A 15,924-nucleotide genomic window follows, 5' to 3' on the forward strand; every position below is an offset into this window, starting at 1 on the left:
ATGGACGCACTCATGCTCATGAACACCGCCGGCAGCGGCGACGCCCTGTCTGAGATCTCTGCACAGCTTACCGAAGTTCTCAACCGGGCACGTGTGGCTGACGGCGTGGTCGCTTATCTGCGTGCTCCCGCGCCCGAGGCGGGGGCCGGTTCGGGTGCGGATGCAGACTCCCCGGCCGGTGGCCTCGGGCAGACCGAGGATGATCTGGCGCTCAGTTCAGAGGTCGCCGATGCCTTCGACGGCATCGACGACCTGGCAGCCGGGCTGCATGACCTGGCGATCGACCGGCTCATCATCGGAGGGATCGATGTCGACCGGTCGGTCTATCACACCGCGATGGCCGGGCTGGCGTGCAACTTCGACGTCGTCGTGCTCAAAGACGGCGTCATCGCAGCCGATGGCCAGCCGGTTGACTGGGCGGACGCGGCAGCCGGCGACGGCGCGGTGCTTTCGGATGCCGCGCAGACGTGGCTGCGGATGTGATCAGCCCTGCCGTGCCTTCAGGCGCGGGTTCTTCTTGTTGATGACATAGGTCTTGCCCTTGCGGCGCACGACCTGGGAGCCGGGCTGGTTCTTCAGGGAGCGAAGCGAATTGCGGACCTTCATGATGGTGCCTTTCTGTAGCTGATTCTTCCGTGCTGACTGTTCGGTGCTGGTGGTTCAGTGCTGGGACAGGTGGTCGGGCAGCGCCGGCTGGGAGCGCACCGCCTCAGCCAGCAGGCCCGCCCAGTCCTGGGCGTACTCGCGTGGGGCGGTGAGCGCGATGCGCGAGCACCGGTCTCCGTGGTGCGGATGCCAGTGGCACAGCGCGTCGATGACCTGCGGATCTGAGCTGTGATGGCAGGCGAGCACCGCTGATGGTGAGGAGAACGCCGGGGCGAACCACTGGCCGTCCTCCTCCATCCACACCTGTGAGCCGATCCCGCACACCCGCACGCGGGTCTCGGGCCTGGAGTCGACCCACACGGTGCCGCGGATCCGGCAGGCCCCGGCGGCCGCCTCGGGCAGCAGCCGGCAGAAGCGCTCAGCATCCAGCTGTCCGTGAGCGGACACGACCCGGGTGACGAAGTGCGTACCCTCCCCGGTCAGGCCCACCCGCATGGGGCCGGCGGCGGGGGCGGGCAGGAACTCGGCGGCAGGCCCGAAGGCCGGGCAGCCGAGGTGGATGAGCAGCTCCCGGGTGCGCTCACCCAGGACGTGCCGGGCGGTGAGCACGCTGGCGTGCTCGACGGCGACAGCGGCGAGTTCGGCGTGACCGGTGAGTGCACAGTCAGCCGACTCCTCCAGCCCGTCGGTCGACCACAGCAGGTCCTCGAGGCCATCGAGGCTGCCGTGCAGCACCGTCCGCCCGATGCGCACATCCTCGAGGTGGCTGGTCAGAGTTGAGCGCAAGCGGCCGATGTGCAGCCACCACGGGATGATGACCTCGAACACCTCGGTCGTGTGGGAGAGCCGCTCGAGCACCTCGACAAGCTCATGGGCGAGCGCGCACACCGTGCACGCACGCGGCTCGGTGCCCTCCGCCTCGTCACCGGTGAGCGCCGGACCCCAGTCGCGGGTGTCGACGACATACCCGCGGTGGCGCGGCAGCCGCACCCGCACCGGGGCATGCCCGGGCTGCGGCGGCAGCTGATGGTGAACGTTGACGAGCATGACCGACACAGTAGGCGCCGGGTGCTCATAAGCACTAATGGCAATAGGCTCATGCGTCCGCGCCGAGCCGGTGAGGTCAGCAGCGGCGGGACCGCGGGATGAGACGCGCCTGCCCCGCATCGGGCAGATGCGGGGCAGGCGTCGTATTGGTGCCGGGCGTCAGTCAGCTCAGCTGAGAACTCAGCTCAGCTTGCCGGCCTTCCAGTCCTCGGCGAAGTCCGGGTTGTCCTCGAGCCATTCGGCCACGGCCTCCTCGAGGTTCTCGCCGCCGTAGTTCTCATCGGAGAACATGACGTTCTCCAGGCTGGCGAGGTTCTCGTCATCGAGGACGAGGTTCTGCAGCAGCTGCGCGGCCTTCGGGTTGTCCTCGGCGAAGCCGTCACGGGCGAAATTGTAGATCACTTCAGCTCCGCCCATGGCTCCCTCGGGGTCTTCGAGGTCGCGGACCGGGAAGGCGTCGTAGGCCCAGTGCGGGCGCCACAGGGTCACGGCGACGTTGTCACCGGCGTCGGTGGCCTTCTTCAGCTGTGCGAGCATCGCAGGCGTTGAGGAGATCTTGAAGTCGAGGTTGTCCAGACCGTAGGTCGGGATGGCCTCGTTCTCCGTCGTGGAGGTCAGGCCGGCGCCGGGCTCGATGCCGTAGAGGGTGTTGCCGTACTCGTCGCCCATGTCCTTGAGGTCGGCGATGGACTGTGCCGGGGAGTCCTCGTTGACGGCGATGGTGAGCTTAGCGTTGTTGTACCAGCAGCCGTGGACCTCCATCTTGTCGCCGAACTCCTCGATGTAGTCCTTGTGCGTCAGCGGCATCCAGCCGTCGAGGACGACGTCGATGTCGCCGTTGGCGACACCGGTGAAGCCGGGCCCGGCCTGGAAGCTCTCGATGTCGACGGAGTAGCCGTCCTCTTCGAGAACGGCCTTCGTCAGGTGGGCTGCGGCGAAGGACTCGTCCCAGCCGTCGAACGCACCGAGGGTGATGTCGGTGTTGTCGTCTGCTTCGGTGTCGGTGACGTCCTTGGCAGTGGCACCGGGGTCGCAGTTCTCCCAGTCGCGATCCGGGTCGGCCATCTCGACTTGAGGGCCGTCGCCATTGTCTGATCCGCCGTTGGATTCGGATCCGCCCCCGCATGCGGTGAGCGCGAGAACCGATGCGGCCAGGATGCCGCCGGTTTTGGTCAGAGTCGAGAGTTTCATCGGACGATACCTCTTTCCTGTGTTCTTCTGCGGATGTGTGACAGCGGTGGGCGGTCAGCCGGTGGAGGCCGCCGCAGCCCGGGTGGCTGGGCTGCGGGCACCGAGTGCGGCGGTGACGCGGTCGAGATAGATGGCGATGATGACAACGGCGAGTCCGGCTTCGACGCCGAGCGGCACATCCAGTGAGCTGATCGAGCGCATGACCTGGCCGCCCAGCCCGCCAGCGCCGGCCATACCGGCCAGCACCACCATCGACAGGGCGAGCATGATGACCTGGTTGACACCGGCCATGATCGTCGGCATCGCCAGCGGAAGCTGGACGCGGCCGAGGATGTGTCCCTCAGAGGCGCCGAAGGCGTGACCGGCCTCGACGACCTCCCGGTCGACCTGGCGGATGGCCAGTTCGGTCAGGCGTACGCCCGGCGGCATCGCGAAGATGATCGTGGCGATGGCCCCGGGAACCTGGCCGACGCCGAACATGACGATGGCAGGAACCAGATAAGCCAGCGCCGGCATCGACTGCATGAAGTCGAGAACCGGCCGCACGACGGTGGAGACGACCTGCGACTTGGCTGCCAGGATGCCGATCGGAAGGGCCAGCAGCAGCGCGAAGATGACGGCGACGATGACGAGGGAGACCGTCGACATGGCCGTCTCCCACTGATCGAGTGCGGCCAGCAGGTAGAAGCCGAGCAAAGTGAAGATCGCCAGCTTCCACGACGCCGCCACCCAGGCGACCGCGGTGAAGATGATGATCATGATGAGGAAGTGCGGATACGTCAGCGCTGCCTCGATGTTGTCGTACAGCGCGTCGAGCAGCCATGTGACGCCGCTGATGAGCCAGCCGAACGCGTCTTCGAACCAGTCGAGGAACGCCTCCGCCCAGTCGCCCAGCGGGATGCGCGGTTCGAGAAAGTCCATGCTCAGTCCTCCTGATTCTGCTCGTCGTCGATGACTGCAGCGGCAGTCGATCCGCTCGCCGGGGATGACCCGCCGGCGGCGGCCGCGCCGGCTCCTGTCAGAGCCTCCGGCGGGGATGCCGCCGAGGTGTCGCTCGTGGCGGAGGCCATCGCATTGAGCAGCTGGATGCGCGGGATGATGCCGACCAGCCGGTTCTTGTCATCGGTCACCGCCAGCGGCGCGAGCGCCTCGGCGCTGGGGGCGAACAGGTCGGACAGCGGCGTGTCGACTGAGACGCTGAGCAGGCCCTCAGTGCGCAGCAGCCCGCTGAGGTCGCTGGTCCCTGTGCGGGCAGCAGCGACGACATCGTCATCGGTGACGATGCCGAGCAGCTGGCGGGAGCGGTCGGTGACGAACAGCGCTGAGACGTTGCGCTCCTCCATTGTGCGGGCGGCCACCCGCGGGCCGGCGGTCACCGGCACGACCGAATCGGTGGTCTTCATGACCGAACCGGCCGTGAGCACACGGGTGCGGTCGACATCCTGGATGAAGGACGCGACATAGTCATCGGCTGGGGCGGTGAGGATCTCCTCGGCTGTGCCGATCTGCACGATCCGGCCGGCCCGCATGACTGCGATCCGGTCGCCGAGGTACATCGCCTCGTTGAGGTCGTGGGTGATGAAGATGATCGTCTTGTTCAGCGACGACTGCAGCTCGACGAGCTGCTCCTGCATCTCGCGCCGGATCAGCGGGTCGAGTGCCGAGAACGCTTCGTCCATGAGGAGGATGTCTGATTCCGAGGCGAGCGCGCGGGCCAGCCCGACGCGCTGCTGCATGCCGCCGGAGAGCTGGCTGGGGTATTTGTCGCCCCACCCGTCGAGACCGACGACCTCGAGCCAGTGATCGGCGCGCTCGAGGCGCTCGGTCTTGGCGACGTCCTTGATCTCGAGGGCGTAGGCGGCGTTCTCGCGCACCGTGCGGTGCGGCATGAGCGCGAAGTGCTGGAAGACCATCGCGATGTTGTCCCGGCGCACGCGCCTCAGCTGGGCTGCCGACATCTGCGAGATGTCCTCGCCGGCCACGCGCACCGTTCCCGAGGTGGGTGACCACAGTCCGTTGATCATGCGGATGAGGGTGGACTTGCCGGAGCCGGAGAGGCCCATGACGACGAAGCTCTCGCCGCGTTCGACGGTGAAGCTGGCGTCGATGACGGCAGCGGTGCCGAGGTGGGAGAGCTCTGCGCGGTCAGCACCGGCTTCGAGGCGCTTGACGACTTCGCGCCCGCGCTTTCCGAAGACCTTGTAGACGTGTGAGGCTTCAACGACTGCCACTGCGGTCGGATACCTTTCTTTCGGCAACACAGGTGTGTGACCCAGCGCAGGAAGAGAACAGAAGGGCGCGCAGGGCTGTGGCCGGTCCCGGGCTGGCGACCGACAAGCAGGTCAGAGCGCTGCCGGGCCACAGCCACCAGTCTATGGAGCCGCACACTGCAGACCTCTTGACGGCGCAGGGCTGCCTTTCGATCTGCTCTCGCGAACTGCTCGGAATAGACAGTCTGACCTGGGTAAACACTGAAAGCCGGAACGTTATCCCATCGTTACGCCGACGGCGATGAACGACTGCTGTGCTGCGGGCACGCGGCGTACTCGGCGCACATCCGCCGCAGGCGGGGCCCGTCAGCTGTCCCGCCGCCACACCCGCGATCCCGGGGATAGCACGACAAGTTGTAGAATAAGACGGGCTCGCACCGTGGGTGCGGGCCGGCCGGGATGAGCTGAGGAGGTGGCATGAGCAGGAAGCTGCGCATCTGGCGTTCGGTGGGTGCGGCATTCATCGCCACTGGAATCGCGACGCTCTTCCATCTCGGCGCCCACGGCAGCGCCTCACTGCTGGCCGGCGTCGTGTGCTTCGTGCTCACCCTGTGGATCGGCGTGCTGCTGGCCGGCCGCCGCCTCGGGACCCTTTCGCTCAGCGCGATCGTGGCGTTCGCGCAGCTGGCGCTGCACCACCTCATGACCCTGTTCAGTCACGCCCCGCTCATCATCAGCGGCCATAGTGGCCGGGTCTACCTGCAGCTGGGCACCGGCGCCGGGTCCGGCGCGCACGCCCACCATATGACCGATGCCGAGGTCTCTGCCGCCGTCGCCGACACCGCCGCAGCTGCCGGGCAGACAGCCGCACACGCCGGCGCCGGCACCTCGATGCTCATCGCCCACCTGCTTTCGGCTGTCGTCACGATCGCGATCCTCAAATGCGGCGAAGAGTTCGTCTTCGCCCTCATCCAGGCAGCCCTCGGCCCGATTGCCACGGCCTTCACCCGCTTCGTCCCGCTCGTCATGCCCCCGCGCCTGCCCGTGCAGGTCGCTCCGGTGCTGGCTGCTGTCACACCCGCCGTGCTCGACTCCCGGTTCAGACGCGGGCCTCCTGCGGTCCTCTTCACCCGCCTGCAGGCACTCACGCCTGCCTGATCTGCACCACCGGACTCCCGCCTCGGGAGCGGTGCAGATCCTCACCCGTCTGAACCCCGTGCCCCCGGCAGGGCTCTGACAGCACCCCGCTTGCGGTGCTGCCCTGCGTGCACCAGCGTGCACGGCGCGTAAGAGCAAAGGACTCAACACAGTGAAGAAGACCATCGCATTCCGCACCGCCGCAGCCGCCTCCGCCCTCGGCCTGGCACTGACCCTGGCCGCCTGCGGCAGCAACGGCAGCACCGACGCCTCCACCGAAGCCGGCGGCACCGACGCCCAGCAGGACGAGGCGGTCACCGCCGAATCGGCACTCACGCTCGAAGACGGCTGGGTCAAGGCCGTCGACAAGGACCACGGCATGACCGCCGTGTTCGGCACCCTGAAGAACTCCTCCGACCAGGACATCCACTTCACCGGTGCCGAGTCCTCGGTCGCCGCAATGGCCGAGCTGCACGAGACCGTCGAAGACAACTCTGGCTCGACGAAGATGCAGGAGAAGGAAGGCGGCTTCGTCATCCCCGCCGGCGGTGAGTTGAAGCTGGAGCCGGGCGGCGACCACATCATGCTCATGAAGCTTAAGGAGGGCATCGAGCCCGGTGCTGAGGTCACCACGACGCTCAAGACCGACGCCGGTGACCTCGACGTCACCGTCCCGGCCAAGGAGTTCGCCGGCGCCCAGGAGGAATACGACCAGGGCGACGGCTCGGACATGGACCACGGCGACATGGACCATGGCGATATGGACCACGGCGATGACGAAGACGGACACGATCACTGATCGGCCGTGACCTGCTGCCTGGAGCCGGCCGGTGCCGCCCGGCCGGCTCGGGCAGCCGCCTACCATCGAGGAGATGATTTCTGTGGAGATCGATCGCCGGCGTCTGCTCGGCGCCTCCGCACTCGGCGTCGGGGCAGGAGCCGCCGGCGCCGGACTCGGGTTCCTGACCGGCCGGCAGCAACCGGCCGCGACAGCCCAGCCCCAGCCCGACACCTCGGGCCTCAACGGCGCCCAGATCGAGCCGTTCTATGGCGAGCACCAGTCCGGGGTCGAGACGATCCCGCAGGCCCACGCCATGTTCGTCTCACTGACCCGCAAGGACGACACCGACCTCACGCGGCTCATCCGGATGCTCAAGCTGCTGACCGATGATGCCGCGCTCATGACCCAGGGCCAGTCGCCCCTGGCCGACACCGAACCGGAGCTCAACGAGCGCCCCGCGAGACTGACCGTGACCTTCGGGTTCGCCCGCGGGCTCGTCGAGCTGGCAGGCAGCCAGCACGTCCCCGGCTGGCTGGGCCCGCTGCCGGCATTCGGCATCGACCGGCTTGAGGACCGGCTGTGCCGCGGCGATCTGCTGCTGCAGGTGTGCGGCGATGATCCGTTCACCATTGCGCATGCGGTGCGGATGCTGCTCAAGGACGCCCGCGCCTTCATGGACGTCGCCTGGTCGCGGTCGAGCTTCCGCCGCTCCTACGGGTCCGATCCGCAGGGCACGACGACCCGCAACCTCTTCGGCCAGGTCGACGGGACCGCCAACCCGGGACCCGGTTCAGAGGACTTCGCCCGGCTGGTGTGGGGCAAGAGCCTCGGGCAGGCCAGCCCGGTGTTCTCCGCCCGTGGCGAGCCGCCGCTCGACCTGGCGGCTGACTATCCGGCGTGGCTGAAAGGCGGGACCTCGCTCGTGCTGCGCGACATCGACATGAACCTCGCCACCTGGGATGAGGCCGACCGGCCGGCCCGGGAGTTCTCGATCGGCCGCGATCTGAAGAAGGGCGCACCGATGACCGGCACTGAGGAGCATGACATCCCCGATCTGGAGGCCACCGACGACAAGGGCTTCACGATCATCTCGCCGGCCAGCCACGTCGCCCGCAGCCGCAACAACGCAGCGCCTGAGCAGCAGATCTTCCGGCGCGTGTACAACTACCATTCGGTGCCCGACGCCGCCGATGCCGCCACCGGCCCGACCGGCAGCGCGATCGTCGGCAAGGCCGGTCTCATGTTCGCCTCCTACCAGGCCTCGGTCGAACGGCAGTTCCTGCCGATCCAGAAGCGCCTCGACGAGGTCGACCTGCTGAATCAGTGGACCGCACCGATCGGCTCGACCGTGTGGGCGATCCCGCCGGGCGTGCGCGAGGGCGAGTACATCGGCCAGGCGCTCTTCGAATCGTGAGTGCTCTAGGGTAGTGCCATGACATCGCTGCCGTTCGTGGCTTCAGATCAGCTGCCCGCCGTCATCGTCCCGCTCGTCGCCGGCGACCTCGACGAGCTCGGCCGGCTGGCCGCTGACTGCGCGCAGACTCCCGGGATCGACGCGCTCGAATGGCGCGTCGACGCCCTGGCCGCCGGGCTGACCGCCGAGGCAGGCGAGCTGTTCTCCGCCGGCCTGGCGGCCATCCGTGCGCACACGGGCCTGCCGGTGCTGCTGACCATCCGCACCGGTTCCGAGGGCGGGGCCGCGAACCTCGACGAGGACGCCTACACCGCTCTCATCCGGCAGGCGATCGCCGCCGGCCCGGTCGCCGTCGACATCGAGTTCGCCCGCCGGGATGCCGGTGATCTCATCACTGCCGCCGCCGAGGCGGGGGTCGCCTCGGTGGTTTCGGCGCACGACTTCACCGACACCCCGCCGTCGAAGCAGCTGCTGCGCACCCTCAAGGCCATGGCCGACCTCGGGGCTGATGTCGCGAAGGTCGCGGTGATGCCGCATGACCGCTCCGATGTGCTCGAAGCGCTCAAAGCCGCCGACCGCGGCCGGGCCCGCCTGCGGATCCCCATCATCGTCATCGCGATGGGCCGGCGCGGCAGGCTCACCCGGCTCATCGGCGGTGAGTTCGGTTCGGCGGCCACTTTCGCGACCGTCGGTGAGGGTTCAGCTCCCGGCCAGGTGTCCGCGTCCGAGGTGCTGCAGACTCTGCAGATCCTTGCCGGTGAGGACTGATGACATGGCAGGCAGCAGGACGCTTGATCGACCATCAATCGCCGGGTACGCGGCGCTGGCCGGCCTCGTCTCTCTGGTGATCTTGGCTGCTGCATCGTGGGTCATGTCCGATGGCGATCTGGGCTCCACCGACTTCCTGCTCTTCATCTTCCTGCTGCTGCCGCTGCTGCCCGGTCTGCTGCTTGCCGAGGGCCTCGCCTTCGCTGCCGAACGCAGAATCGCGAGACCGCGCGCCGGGTGGCGGCTGTATGCCGGGATCTATGCGACATACATTCTGGGTCCGATCCTGGTCGCCTATCTTCTCGGAGTGACGATCGCAGCGCTGCTCGACAGGCGAGGCGCGTACTTCTCCTTCGTTGAACTGCTCGCAGCGCATGCATCGCTGCTGTGGATTCCGGCAGTCGTCTTCGGCGTCGTCGGTCTGCTGCTGCTTCCACTGCTGAAGGCCACCACGAGACGCGGCTCCGGAGTGCGCCCGCTTCCCGCTGGCGCGTGAGACGCTTCAGCGGCAGGTCGAGTCGATCAGCTGCCGGTAGACCCGGCAGGCGCGTACGAGTTCGGCGACCTCGATCGCCTCATCGACATGGTGGGCCTGTTTGCTGATGCTGCCTGGACCGTACACGATGGTCGGGATCCCCAAGTCCCGGGCGATGTAGCCGCCGTCGCAGGCTGCCGTCCACACCGTGCATTCGGGCACCTGCCCGGTCACCGCCTCGGCTGCGGCCTCAAGCGTCGTGATCGCGGGGGAGTCACGGTCGGTGATGAAGCCCGGCATCTCCATCGTCACCGCGACGTCGAGTCCGATCCCATCACCGGTGATGCCTGCCTCGGCCGCGACAGCGCGAAGCCAGCCGGCGATGTCGGCGGCGTCCTCGTCTGGCAGGAGCCGGCGGTCGAGTGAGATCCGGCAGGCATCGGCGACCATCGAGGTGCCCTGCCCGCCGTTGATGATGCCCGGGCTCCACGACCCGGCGCCGAGCAGCGGATGAGCATGTGCGTCGAGATGTTCCTGGTTCTCCACGAGTACGTTGATGAGCCTCGCTGCGGCGATGATCGCCGAGCGGCCATCGGCCGGCCTGCCCGAATGAGCCGAGACGCCGGTCAGCTGCACCTCCAGATATGCGTCTCCGCGGCAGGCGGTGACGATGTCCAGATCCGTCGGCTCGGCGACGACGCACGCGGCGAAGCGCTGCCCGGCGTGCGGGCCGAGCCCGTCTGCCACGAGCTGCCGGATGCCGGTGCCCAGATCCTCCTCGTCGACGGTGACCGCCAGACTCACAGCAGCCGCGAGACAACCGGCGGCATGTGCGTCGGTGAGCGCGCACAAGACCGCGGCAAGCCCGCCCTTCATGTCCGCGGCCCCGCGCCCGGTGAGCCAGCCCGCGGTCAGCCGGGGTTCGAACGGATCGCCGGACCAGCCGTCTCCAGCGGGTACGACATCGGAGTGACCGAGGAACAGCAGGCCCTCTGCGGGCACGTCCGGCGCGGCGCTCGCCGCACCCTCTGCCGCTGGTGCGGTGACGACGATGTTCGGCCGGCCGCTGGCCACCTCGGCGATGTGCACGTGAAGCCCATGAGCGCGCGCGAACCCGGCGATGACGTCAACGGTCGCCTCTTCGGTCCCACCGGGGTTCTCACCTCGGGCGCGGATGAGGTCCCCGGTCAGCTCCACCAGCCGGCCTGCCAGCTCTCCGTCAGCCCCGCCCATCGCAGTCGTCATCTCCGGATGAGGTTCTGCGGGAAGTCGGTGAAGCGCTCGACGCCGGTGGCGGTGACGGCGACAGGTTCGCTGACTTCGTAGCCGATGCCATCGAGCCACATGCCGGCGATGACGTGGAACGTCATCCCGGCGGCGAGCACCTGTTCGTCCTCGCTGCGCAGGGAGATCGTCCGCTCGCCCCAGTCCGGCGGGTAGCCGATCCCGATCGAATAGCCCAGCCTCGACTCCTTGACCATCTCGTAGCGGGCGAGCACCGCATTCCACACCCGGGCGAGTTCGGCGACCGGCACGTCCGGGCGCATCGTCTCCAGCACCTCGTTGAGCGCTTCGGCGACGACATCGGCGGTGTGGGCCAGTGCGGCCGGCGGCTCGCCGAGCATGACAGTGCGGGCCAGCGGCACGTGGTAGCGGTGGTGGGCGCCGGCGAGCTCGATGACGACCGGTTCGCCGGCGGCGAGCCTGCGGTCGGTCCACGTCAGGTGCGGGGTGTCGGCGCCCTCACCGGTCGGCAGCATCGGCACGATCGCCGGGAAGTCTCCCCACACCTCGGCGGTGCCGGCCGCCTGAGCGTGGGCGATCGCGGCGGCGACGTCGTTCTGCCGGGCCCCTGGCTCAACGGCGTTGAGTGCGGCGTTCATCGCCGCGGTCGTGACCTGGGCGGCTTGTCGCATGATCGCGATCTCGGCTGGAGATTTGATCGCCCGGATCCAGTTGACGAGCTCGAAGGAGTCGACGAGAGTCCACTCTGGGATGCCGTGGACGAGTGCGCGGTGGGCGCGCGGGGAGTAGTAGTGGCTGTCCATCTCCACGCCGATGCAGCCGTGGGCTGCCGGGGCGACCTCCCAGCGTTGCCGCAGCGCGAAGGCGATCCAGTCGAAGGGGTGGATGTGCGGGCGGTGGACGTAGCGCTCGGGGTAGCCGACGATGTCCTCTTCGGGCAGCCAGCAGGTGCGCTGCGCCCCGTGGGCGTCCATCTCCCGAGCGAACAGTGTCATCGGGCCCGATGCCGGGACGTAGAGCAGCTGCGGGGTGTAGAAGGACCAGGCGTTGTATCCGGTGAGGTAGAACATGTTCGCCGGGTCGGTGACGATGAGCCCGGACAGTCCTTGATCGCGCATCCGGCGCCGGACGGCGGCCAGCCGCTGCTCGTATTCCTCAGCGGAGAACAGCAATCCGCCAGCCCCCGGTGTACCGGCGTCTCCCGGCCGCGGTTCGGGCCGGCGCTCGGCTCCGAAACCGCCGGGGCGCATGCTGTGGATGTCACCGGGTCCCGAGGTGGTGGCCGGGTCCGTGCCCGAGGTGGTGGCCCCCGGCGGGTGCAGGCCCGGATGGGGTGCACGCGGCTGTGTCATGGATCACAGTCTGAGTCGTGCTGGGCGAGTGTGTCAACAGAGCCGCGCCTCGCACATGGAAAGACCCGCAGCTCCGGCATCATGGGCCGAGGCTGCGGGTCGTCTCAGGTGCCGGGCGTCTCAGTCGACGTCGGCGCCCTTCTGCAGCTTCTTGGGCAGTGCAGTCTCACCGAAGCGGTTGCGCACGGCTGATGCAGCGTAGCGCTGCACGACGAGCTGGGCGACGGCGATGCCGACGCCGGAGATGATCGTCCAGGCCAGCGCCTCGCTCAGGCCGACCTGGTCGTCTTCGGTGTTGATCGGCACCGGCTTCGAGGTGGTTTTCTCCCACACGATGCCCAGTGCCTTGCGTGCGGCCAGCGTTGCCAGTGCGGTGCCGCCGACACCGAGGATCTGCCAAGCGATCTTGCCCATGTCTCCATCTCCCTTGTGGATCTGAGGTCAGTTACGGGACTGCTGTGTCCTAGCCTACCGCCACGGTCCGTGTCCGGGTCACGTGTCCCTAGCTTTGCAGGACGAAGGTCTCGAAGAACACGAACCCGGCGAGCAGGACGACGAGGGTGGCGAAGCCGTAGCGGACGATGTTGTTCGGCAGCTTCCGGCCGAGCTGACCGGCCACCAGCGCCGCGGTCATTGCGCACACGGTGTAGGTGATGGCCATCGGCCAGTCGATCGCGGGCAGCCGGTCGAAGTAGCCGATGGCTCCGGCGATCGAGTTGAGCGCGACGACGGCCAGGGAGGTGCCGACGGCGATGTGCATCGGCACGCGCATGAGGATCGTGAGTGCCGGGACGATGAGGAATCCGCCGCCGACGCCGAGCAGGCCGGTGAGGAACCCGACGACGGCACCGACGGCGATGCCCTTGGCGAACCGCCGGCCGGTGAACGCTCCGGTGTCGGGGTCGATGTAGGGCATCGGCATGAACATGCGGATCGCAGCGATGAGCATGAGGACGCCGAAGGCGATCATGAGGCCCTTCTCGGGGAACATGTCGTGCACCCGGGCCCCGACGATCGCGGTGAGCATGCCGGTGACGCCGATCGTGCCGGCGGTCGTCCAGTCGACCATCTTCGAGCGCAGCCGCGGCAGAACGCCGACGATCGAGGAGGAGGCGACGACGATGAGCGACGTCGGCACCGCCTTGGCCATCGGCATGCCGAGGCCGTAGACGAGCGCCGGCACGGCGACGATCGCCCCGCCGCCGCCGGTGAGTCCGATGACCGAACCGGTCAGCAGCCCGAAGAGAATCGCGCCGACCGTCATGGCATGTCTGCTTGCGGCTGACCGTCTGCGGCAGTGATGCCAGCCGTCGTGTCGGTTCCAGCCGTCGTGTCGGTTCCAGCCGCGGCATCACCTGCAGACCCGTCATCAGGGGCGCCGGTCACCCAGTCGAACATCTGCCCGGTGAGTTCGGGGTCCATCGTCACTGCCTCCCCGTCGAGGCTGCGGAACGGCACTGCAACGCGGGCCGAGGAGACCATCCACGCCCCGTCGGCGGTGAGCAGGTCATCGCGGGTGAGGTCGGCATATGAGCACAGGTAGCCGTGCTCGGCAGCGGCGGCAAAGATCGTCTGCTGGGTGGTGCCGTGCAGCAGCCCGGCCTTCGGGTCCGGGGTGAGCAGCTCGTGGCCGCGGCGGATGATGACATTCGAGGTCGGGCCTTCGAGGATGAGGCCGTCGCGGCTGATGAACAGCCCGTCATCGGCGCCGTGCTCCTGCGCCCAGCGGGTCGCTGCCATATTCGCGGCATAGGACAGGGTTTTGGCGCCGAGCAGCAGCCAGGGCGCGGTTTGCCCGGTGTAGGCCTCGAAGCCGCGGTCGAGGCTGATGAAGTCGGCCCCCTCCCGGCGCTGGGCGGGGTACGCCTCGGGCAGGGAGATCGACATGACCCAGCCGCGCGGGGCGTCGAGTCCGCGCGAGAGCGTGTAGCGGACACTGAATTCGGTGACCGCGGGGTTGGCGGCGATGACAGCGCGGGCGACGTCGTCGACAGCGGCGTCCCACACCTCGGGCACGGGCACCGGCAGCTGAAGGGCGCGGGCCGAGCCGCGGAACCGGTCGAAGTGCAGCCGCCGGGCCTTGACCGACGGTGCGCCGTCGGTGATGGTGACGAGCACGGTCTCGAAGATCCCGTCACCGCGGTGGGCCGAGAGGTCATCGACCGGCAGGTGGGCCGCCGCGAGGTCGGCCAGCTCGTGCGTGCCGGCTGCGACGTCGATGAGGGCCAGGGAATGGGTGAGGGTCATGCCCTCAATTAAATCACTTGGCGCCGGTGGGCTGGCCCGCCGTTCAGCTGCTGACATCCGCGCCCGAGGTGTCAGCTCAGCGTCGTGCCGAAGGCCAGGCCGAGCAGATAGGTCGCAGCAGCCGCGCCGAAGCCGATCGCCAGCTGGCGCAGCGCCCGGGGCAGCGGCGGGCGGCCGGAGAGCACGCCGACGGTGCCGCCGGTGCCCAGCAGCACGATGCCGACGAGGCCGGCGGCGGTGAGGATCGCCGGCATGCCGTGCATGCCGAAGATATAGGGCAGGATCGGCACGATCGCCCCCGAGGCGAAGAAGCAGAACGAGGAGGCCGCCGCACCGATGCCGGTGCCGAGCTCCTCGTGTTCGTTCTCCTTGCCGGTTGGCGCGGTGTGGGAGGGCAGGGTGCCGCCGTGGGCGCGGGCGAGGGTGCGCTGCGCCTTGGCCAGTGCCTCATCCTCGTCGTAGCCGCGGGCGCGGTAGACGAGCGCGAGCTCATTGGCGTCGAAGTCGAGTGAGGCCAGTGCTTCGGCTGGCTGGCGGACCGGCTGGGAGGCCTCGAGCAGCTCGCGCTGGCTGCGCACCGAGATGTACTCACCAGCTCCCATCGAAAGGGCTCCGGCGAGCAGACCGGAGATCCCGGTGAGCAGGATGACCGGATTCGACATGCCGGCAGCTCCCACGCCGAGGACGAGGGCGAGGTTGGAGACGAGTCCGTCGTTGGCGCCGAAGACGGCGGCGCGGAAGTTGCCTGACAGGCGGGCGCGGGACTTCGCTGCCAGGGCGCGCACGACCTCGGCGTGGACCTTCTCATCGGCGGCCATCTGGTCGCTGGCGTACTGGTCGGTGTCGTACGGGCTGGAGGTCTCCTGCTGCTGGATGAGCGCGAGGATGAAGACGGAGCCGAAGATGCTGCCGAGCAGGGACAGGATGCGGGTGCTCAGGTCCGGGGCGCGGCGGTGCTCGGCGTGCTCGCCGAGGAGGTCGATCCAGTGCTGCTGGTGGCGGCGCTCGGCATCGGCGATGGCGAGCAGGATCTCGCGCTCCTCACCCTGCTTGCGGGCGGCGAGCTTGCGGTAAACGCGCTCTTCGAGGCGCTCATTGGCCAGGTGCCGCTGCCATTGCCGGATGAGGGCAGGGCTCGGCTCAGCGGGCACGGCGGCGCGGGTGTCAGGCATACGTTCAATGATAGGCGCAAACGTTTGTATGTACAACACTTGCGCAGATGAGCAAAAGAATATTTCTGTGTGCTTTCTGAACGCCCGGATTCCGCGTGCATCCGCGGATCTCGGGGGTTTTCGTTACCGAGCCGTTACTGTCGTTATCATTCCGTTACCAGACGTGCAGAGAACTGTAATAATGTGTTGCATTGTGTGATGACTATCACGGGGTGAGGCACACCGAGGTGCAGCACCGTCAGATGGACCGAAAGGTTGTTATGTCGAATCGATTGGCAC

The 15,924-nt window shown here is 68.1% G+C and carries 17 protein-coding genes; 6 read left to right on the forward strand and 11 right to left on the reverse strand.

The features are described 5' to 3' along the window. Entirely contained in the window at positions 1 to 483 is a 483-nt protein-coding gene (locus B4E96_RS10815) for an isochorismatase family protein (protein ID WP_170273750.1), read from the forward strand. On the opposite strand, the gene ykgO is transcribed toward B4E96_RS10815, so the two are convergent. The 5 genes from ykgO to B4E96_RS10840 all read right to left on the reverse strand — a co-directional run bounded on the left by ykgO (position 484) and on the right by B4E96_RS10840 (position 5,075). Beyond that, a complete protein-coding gene (ykgO, locus tag B4E96_RS10820) occupies positions 484 to 606 on the reverse strand; it encodes a type B 50S ribosomal protein L36 (RefSeq protein WP_102162416.1) in 123 nt (40 codons plus the stop codon). A gap of 54 nt (positions 607 to 660) precedes the next feature. Further along, complete coding sequence (locus tag B4E96_RS10825) at positions 661 to 1,653, reverse strand: GTP-binding protein (RefSeq protein ID WP_286957528.1); 993 nt, start codon at positions 1,651 to 1,653, stop codon at positions 661 to 663. Between the two features lie 180 nt (positions 1,654 to 1,833). After that, positions 1,834 to 2,844: a glycine betaine ABC transporter substrate-binding protein gene (locus tag B4E96_RS10830; RefSeq protein WP_286957530.1), complete on the reverse strand. Its 1,011-nt coding sequence runs from the start codon at positions 2,842 to 2,844 to the stop codon at positions 1,834 to 1,836. A 54-nt stretch (positions 2,845 to 2,898) separates the two neighbouring features. Further along, positions 2,899 to 3,765, reverse strand: coding sequence for an ABC transporter permease (locus tag B4E96_RS10835; RefSeq protein WP_286957531.1), 867 nt, complete (start codon positions 3,763 to 3,765; stop codon positions 2,899 to 2,901). A gap of 2 nt (positions 3,766 to 3,767) precedes the next feature. Continuing rightward, a complete protein-coding gene (locus tag B4E96_RS10840; protein ID WP_286957532.1) occupies positions 3,768 to 5,075 on the reverse strand; it encodes a quaternary amine ABC transporter ATP-binding protein in 1,308 nt (435 codons plus the stop codon). A 456-nt stretch (positions 5,076 to 5,531) separates the two neighbouring features. Here B4E96_RS10840 and B4E96_RS10845 point away from each other — a divergent pair, with 456 nt between their 5' ends. The 5 genes from B4E96_RS10845 to B4E96_RS10865 all read left to right on the forward strand — a co-directional run bounded on the left by B4E96_RS10845 (position 5,532) and on the right by B4E96_RS10865 (position 9,650). After that, on the forward strand, positions 5,532 to 6,212 hold the full coding sequence (locus B4E96_RS10845; RefSeq protein ID WP_286957533.1) for a hypothetical protein: 681 nt from the start codon (positions 5,532 to 5,534) through the stop codon (positions 6,210 to 6,212). 151 nt (positions 6,213 to 6,363) lie between these two features. Continuing rightward, entirely contained in the window at positions 6,364 to 6,990 is a 627-nt protein-coding gene (locus B4E96_RS10850; RefSeq protein WP_286957535.1) for a copper chaperone PCu(A)C, read from the forward strand. A 73-nt stretch (positions 6,991 to 7,063) separates the two neighbouring features. After that, positions 7,064 to 8,386 carry a Dyp-type peroxidase gene (locus B4E96_RS10855; RefSeq protein WP_286957536.1) on the forward strand — a complete coding sequence of 441 codons (1,323 nt, stop codon included), beginning with the start codon at positions 7,064 to 7,066 and terminating at the stop codon, positions 8,384 to 8,386. Between the two features lie 18 nt (positions 8,387 to 8,404). Next, positions 8,405 to 9,154 carry a type I 3-dehydroquinate dehydratase gene (aroD, locus tag B4E96_RS10860; RefSeq protein ID WP_286957537.1) on the forward strand — a complete coding sequence of 250 codons (750 nt, stop codon included), beginning with the start codon at positions 8,405 to 8,407 and terminating at the stop codon, positions 9,152 to 9,154. 4 nt (positions 9,155 to 9,158) lie between these two features. After that, the gene (locus B4E96_RS10865; protein WP_286957538.1) at positions 9,159 to 9,650 is read left to right on the forward strand and encodes a hypothetical protein; all 492 of its coding nucleotides are present in this window, start codon (positions 9,159 to 9,161) and stop codon (positions 9,648 to 9,650) included. 6 nt (positions 9,651 to 9,656) lie between these two features. On the opposite strand, the gene B4E96_RS10870 is transcribed toward B4E96_RS10865, so the two are convergent. The 6 genes from B4E96_RS10870 to B4E96_RS10895 form a co-directional block, all read right to left on the reverse strand. After that, a complete protein-coding gene (locus tag B4E96_RS10870; protein ID WP_286957539.1) occupies positions 9,657 to 10,874 on the reverse strand; it encodes a M20 family metallopeptidase in 1,218 nt (405 codons plus the stop codon). After that, the gene (locus tag B4E96_RS10875) at positions 10,871 to 12,226 is read right to left on the reverse strand and encodes a M24 family metallopeptidase (protein WP_286957540.1); all 1,356 of its coding nucleotides are present in this window, start codon (positions 12,224 to 12,226) and stop codon (positions 10,871 to 10,873) included. Before B4E96_RS10875 ends, B4E96_RS10870 begins: the two co-directional genes overlap by 4 nt. Before the next feature lie 120 nt (positions 12,227 to 12,346). Beyond that, complete coding sequence (locus B4E96_RS10880; RefSeq protein ID WP_102162405.1) at positions 12,347 to 12,640, reverse strand: DUF4235 domain-containing protein; 294 nt, start codon at positions 12,638 to 12,640, stop codon at positions 12,347 to 12,349. Between the two features lie 88 nt (positions 12,641 to 12,728). Continuing rightward, on the reverse strand, positions 12,729 to 13,490 hold the full coding sequence (locus B4E96_RS10885; protein WP_170273741.1) for a sulfite exporter TauE/SafE family protein: 762 nt from the start codon (positions 13,488 to 13,490) through the stop codon (positions 12,729 to 12,731). Then, positions 13,487 to 14,473 (reverse strand): aminotransferase class IV, encoded by a 987-nt coding sequence (locus tag B4E96_RS10890; RefSeq protein ID WP_286957541.1) that lies wholly within the window; start codon positions 14,471 to 14,473, stop codon positions 13,487 to 13,489. The genes B4E96_RS10885 and B4E96_RS10890 overlap by 4 nt, the downstream gene beginning before the upstream one ends. 71 nt (positions 14,474 to 14,544) lie before the next feature. After that, positions 14,545 to 15,645, reverse strand: coding sequence for a VIT1/CCC1 transporter family protein (locus B4E96_RS10895; RefSeq protein WP_259846760.1), 1,101 nt, complete (start codon positions 15,643 to 15,645; stop codon positions 14,545 to 14,547). Positions 15,646 to 15,924: the final 279 nt, after the last annotated feature.

Origin of the sequence: Brevibacterium sp. UBA7493, from assembly GCF_002479565.1 — a bacterium.
Lineage (GTDB): Bacteria > Actinomycetota > Actinomycetes > Actinomycetales > Brevibacteriaceae > Brevibacterium > Brevibacterium luteolum.

Bases quoted from the DNA above. Each gene is read 5' to 3' on its own strand.
- B4E96_RS10815 (WP_170273750.1), top strand. From the start codon at position 1: ATGGACGCACTCATGCTCATGAACACCGCCGGCAGCGGCGACGCCCTG.
- ykgO (WP_102162416.1), bottom strand. From the start codon at position 606: ATGAAGGTCCGCAATTCGCTTCGCTCCCTGAAGAACCAGCCCGGCTCC.
- B4E96_RS10825 (WP_286957528.1), bottom strand. From the start codon at position 1,653: ATGCTCGTCAACGTTCACCATCAGCTGCCGCCGCAGCCCGGGCATGCC.
- B4E96_RS10830 (WP_286957530.1), bottom strand. From the start codon at position 2,844: ATGAAACTCTCGACTCTGACCAAAACCGGCGGCATCCTGGCCGCATCG.
- B4E96_RS10835 (WP_286957531.1), bottom strand. From the start codon at position 3,765: ATGGACTTTCTCGAACCGCGCATCCCGCTGGGCGACTGGGCGGAGGCG.
- B4E96_RS10845 (WP_286957533.1), top strand. From the start codon at position 5,532: ATGAGCAGGAAGCTGCGCATCTGGCGTTCGGTGGGTGCGGCATTCATC.
- B4E96_RS10855 (WP_286957536.1), top strand. From the start codon at position 7,064: ATGATTTCTGTGGAGATCGATCGCCGGCGTCTGCTCGGCGCCTCCGCA.
- aroD (WP_286957537.1), top strand. From the start codon at position 8,405: ATGACATCGCTGCCGTTCGTGGCTTCAGATCAGCTGCCCGCCGTCATC.
- B4E96_RS10865 (WP_286957538.1), top strand. From the start codon at position 9,159: ATGGCAGGCAGCAGGACGCTTGATCGACCATCAATCGCCGGGTACGCG.
- B4E96_RS10870 (WP_286957539.1), bottom strand. From the start codon at position 10,874: ATGACGACTGCGATGGGCGGGGCTGACGGAGAGCTGGCAGGCCGGCTG.
- B4E96_RS10875 (WP_286957540.1), bottom strand. From the start codon at position 12,226: ATGACACAGCCGCGTGCACCCCATCCGGGCCTGCACCCGCCGGGGGCC.
- B4E96_RS10880 (WP_102162405.1), bottom strand. From the start codon at position 12,640: ATGGGCAAGATCGCTTGGCAGATCCTCGGTGTCGGCGGCACCGCACTG.
- B4E96_RS10885 (WP_170273741.1), bottom strand. From the start codon at position 13,490: ATGACGGTCGGCGCGATTCTCTTCGGGCTGCTGACCGGTTCGGTCATC.
- B4E96_RS10890 (WP_286957541.1), bottom strand. From the start codon at position 14,473: ATGACCCTCACCCATTCCCTGGCCCTCATCGACGTCGCAGCCGGCACG.
- B4E96_RS10895 (WP_259846760.1), bottom strand. From the start codon at position 15,645: ATGCCTGACACCCGCGCCGCCGTGCCCGCTGAGCCGAGCCCTGCCCTC.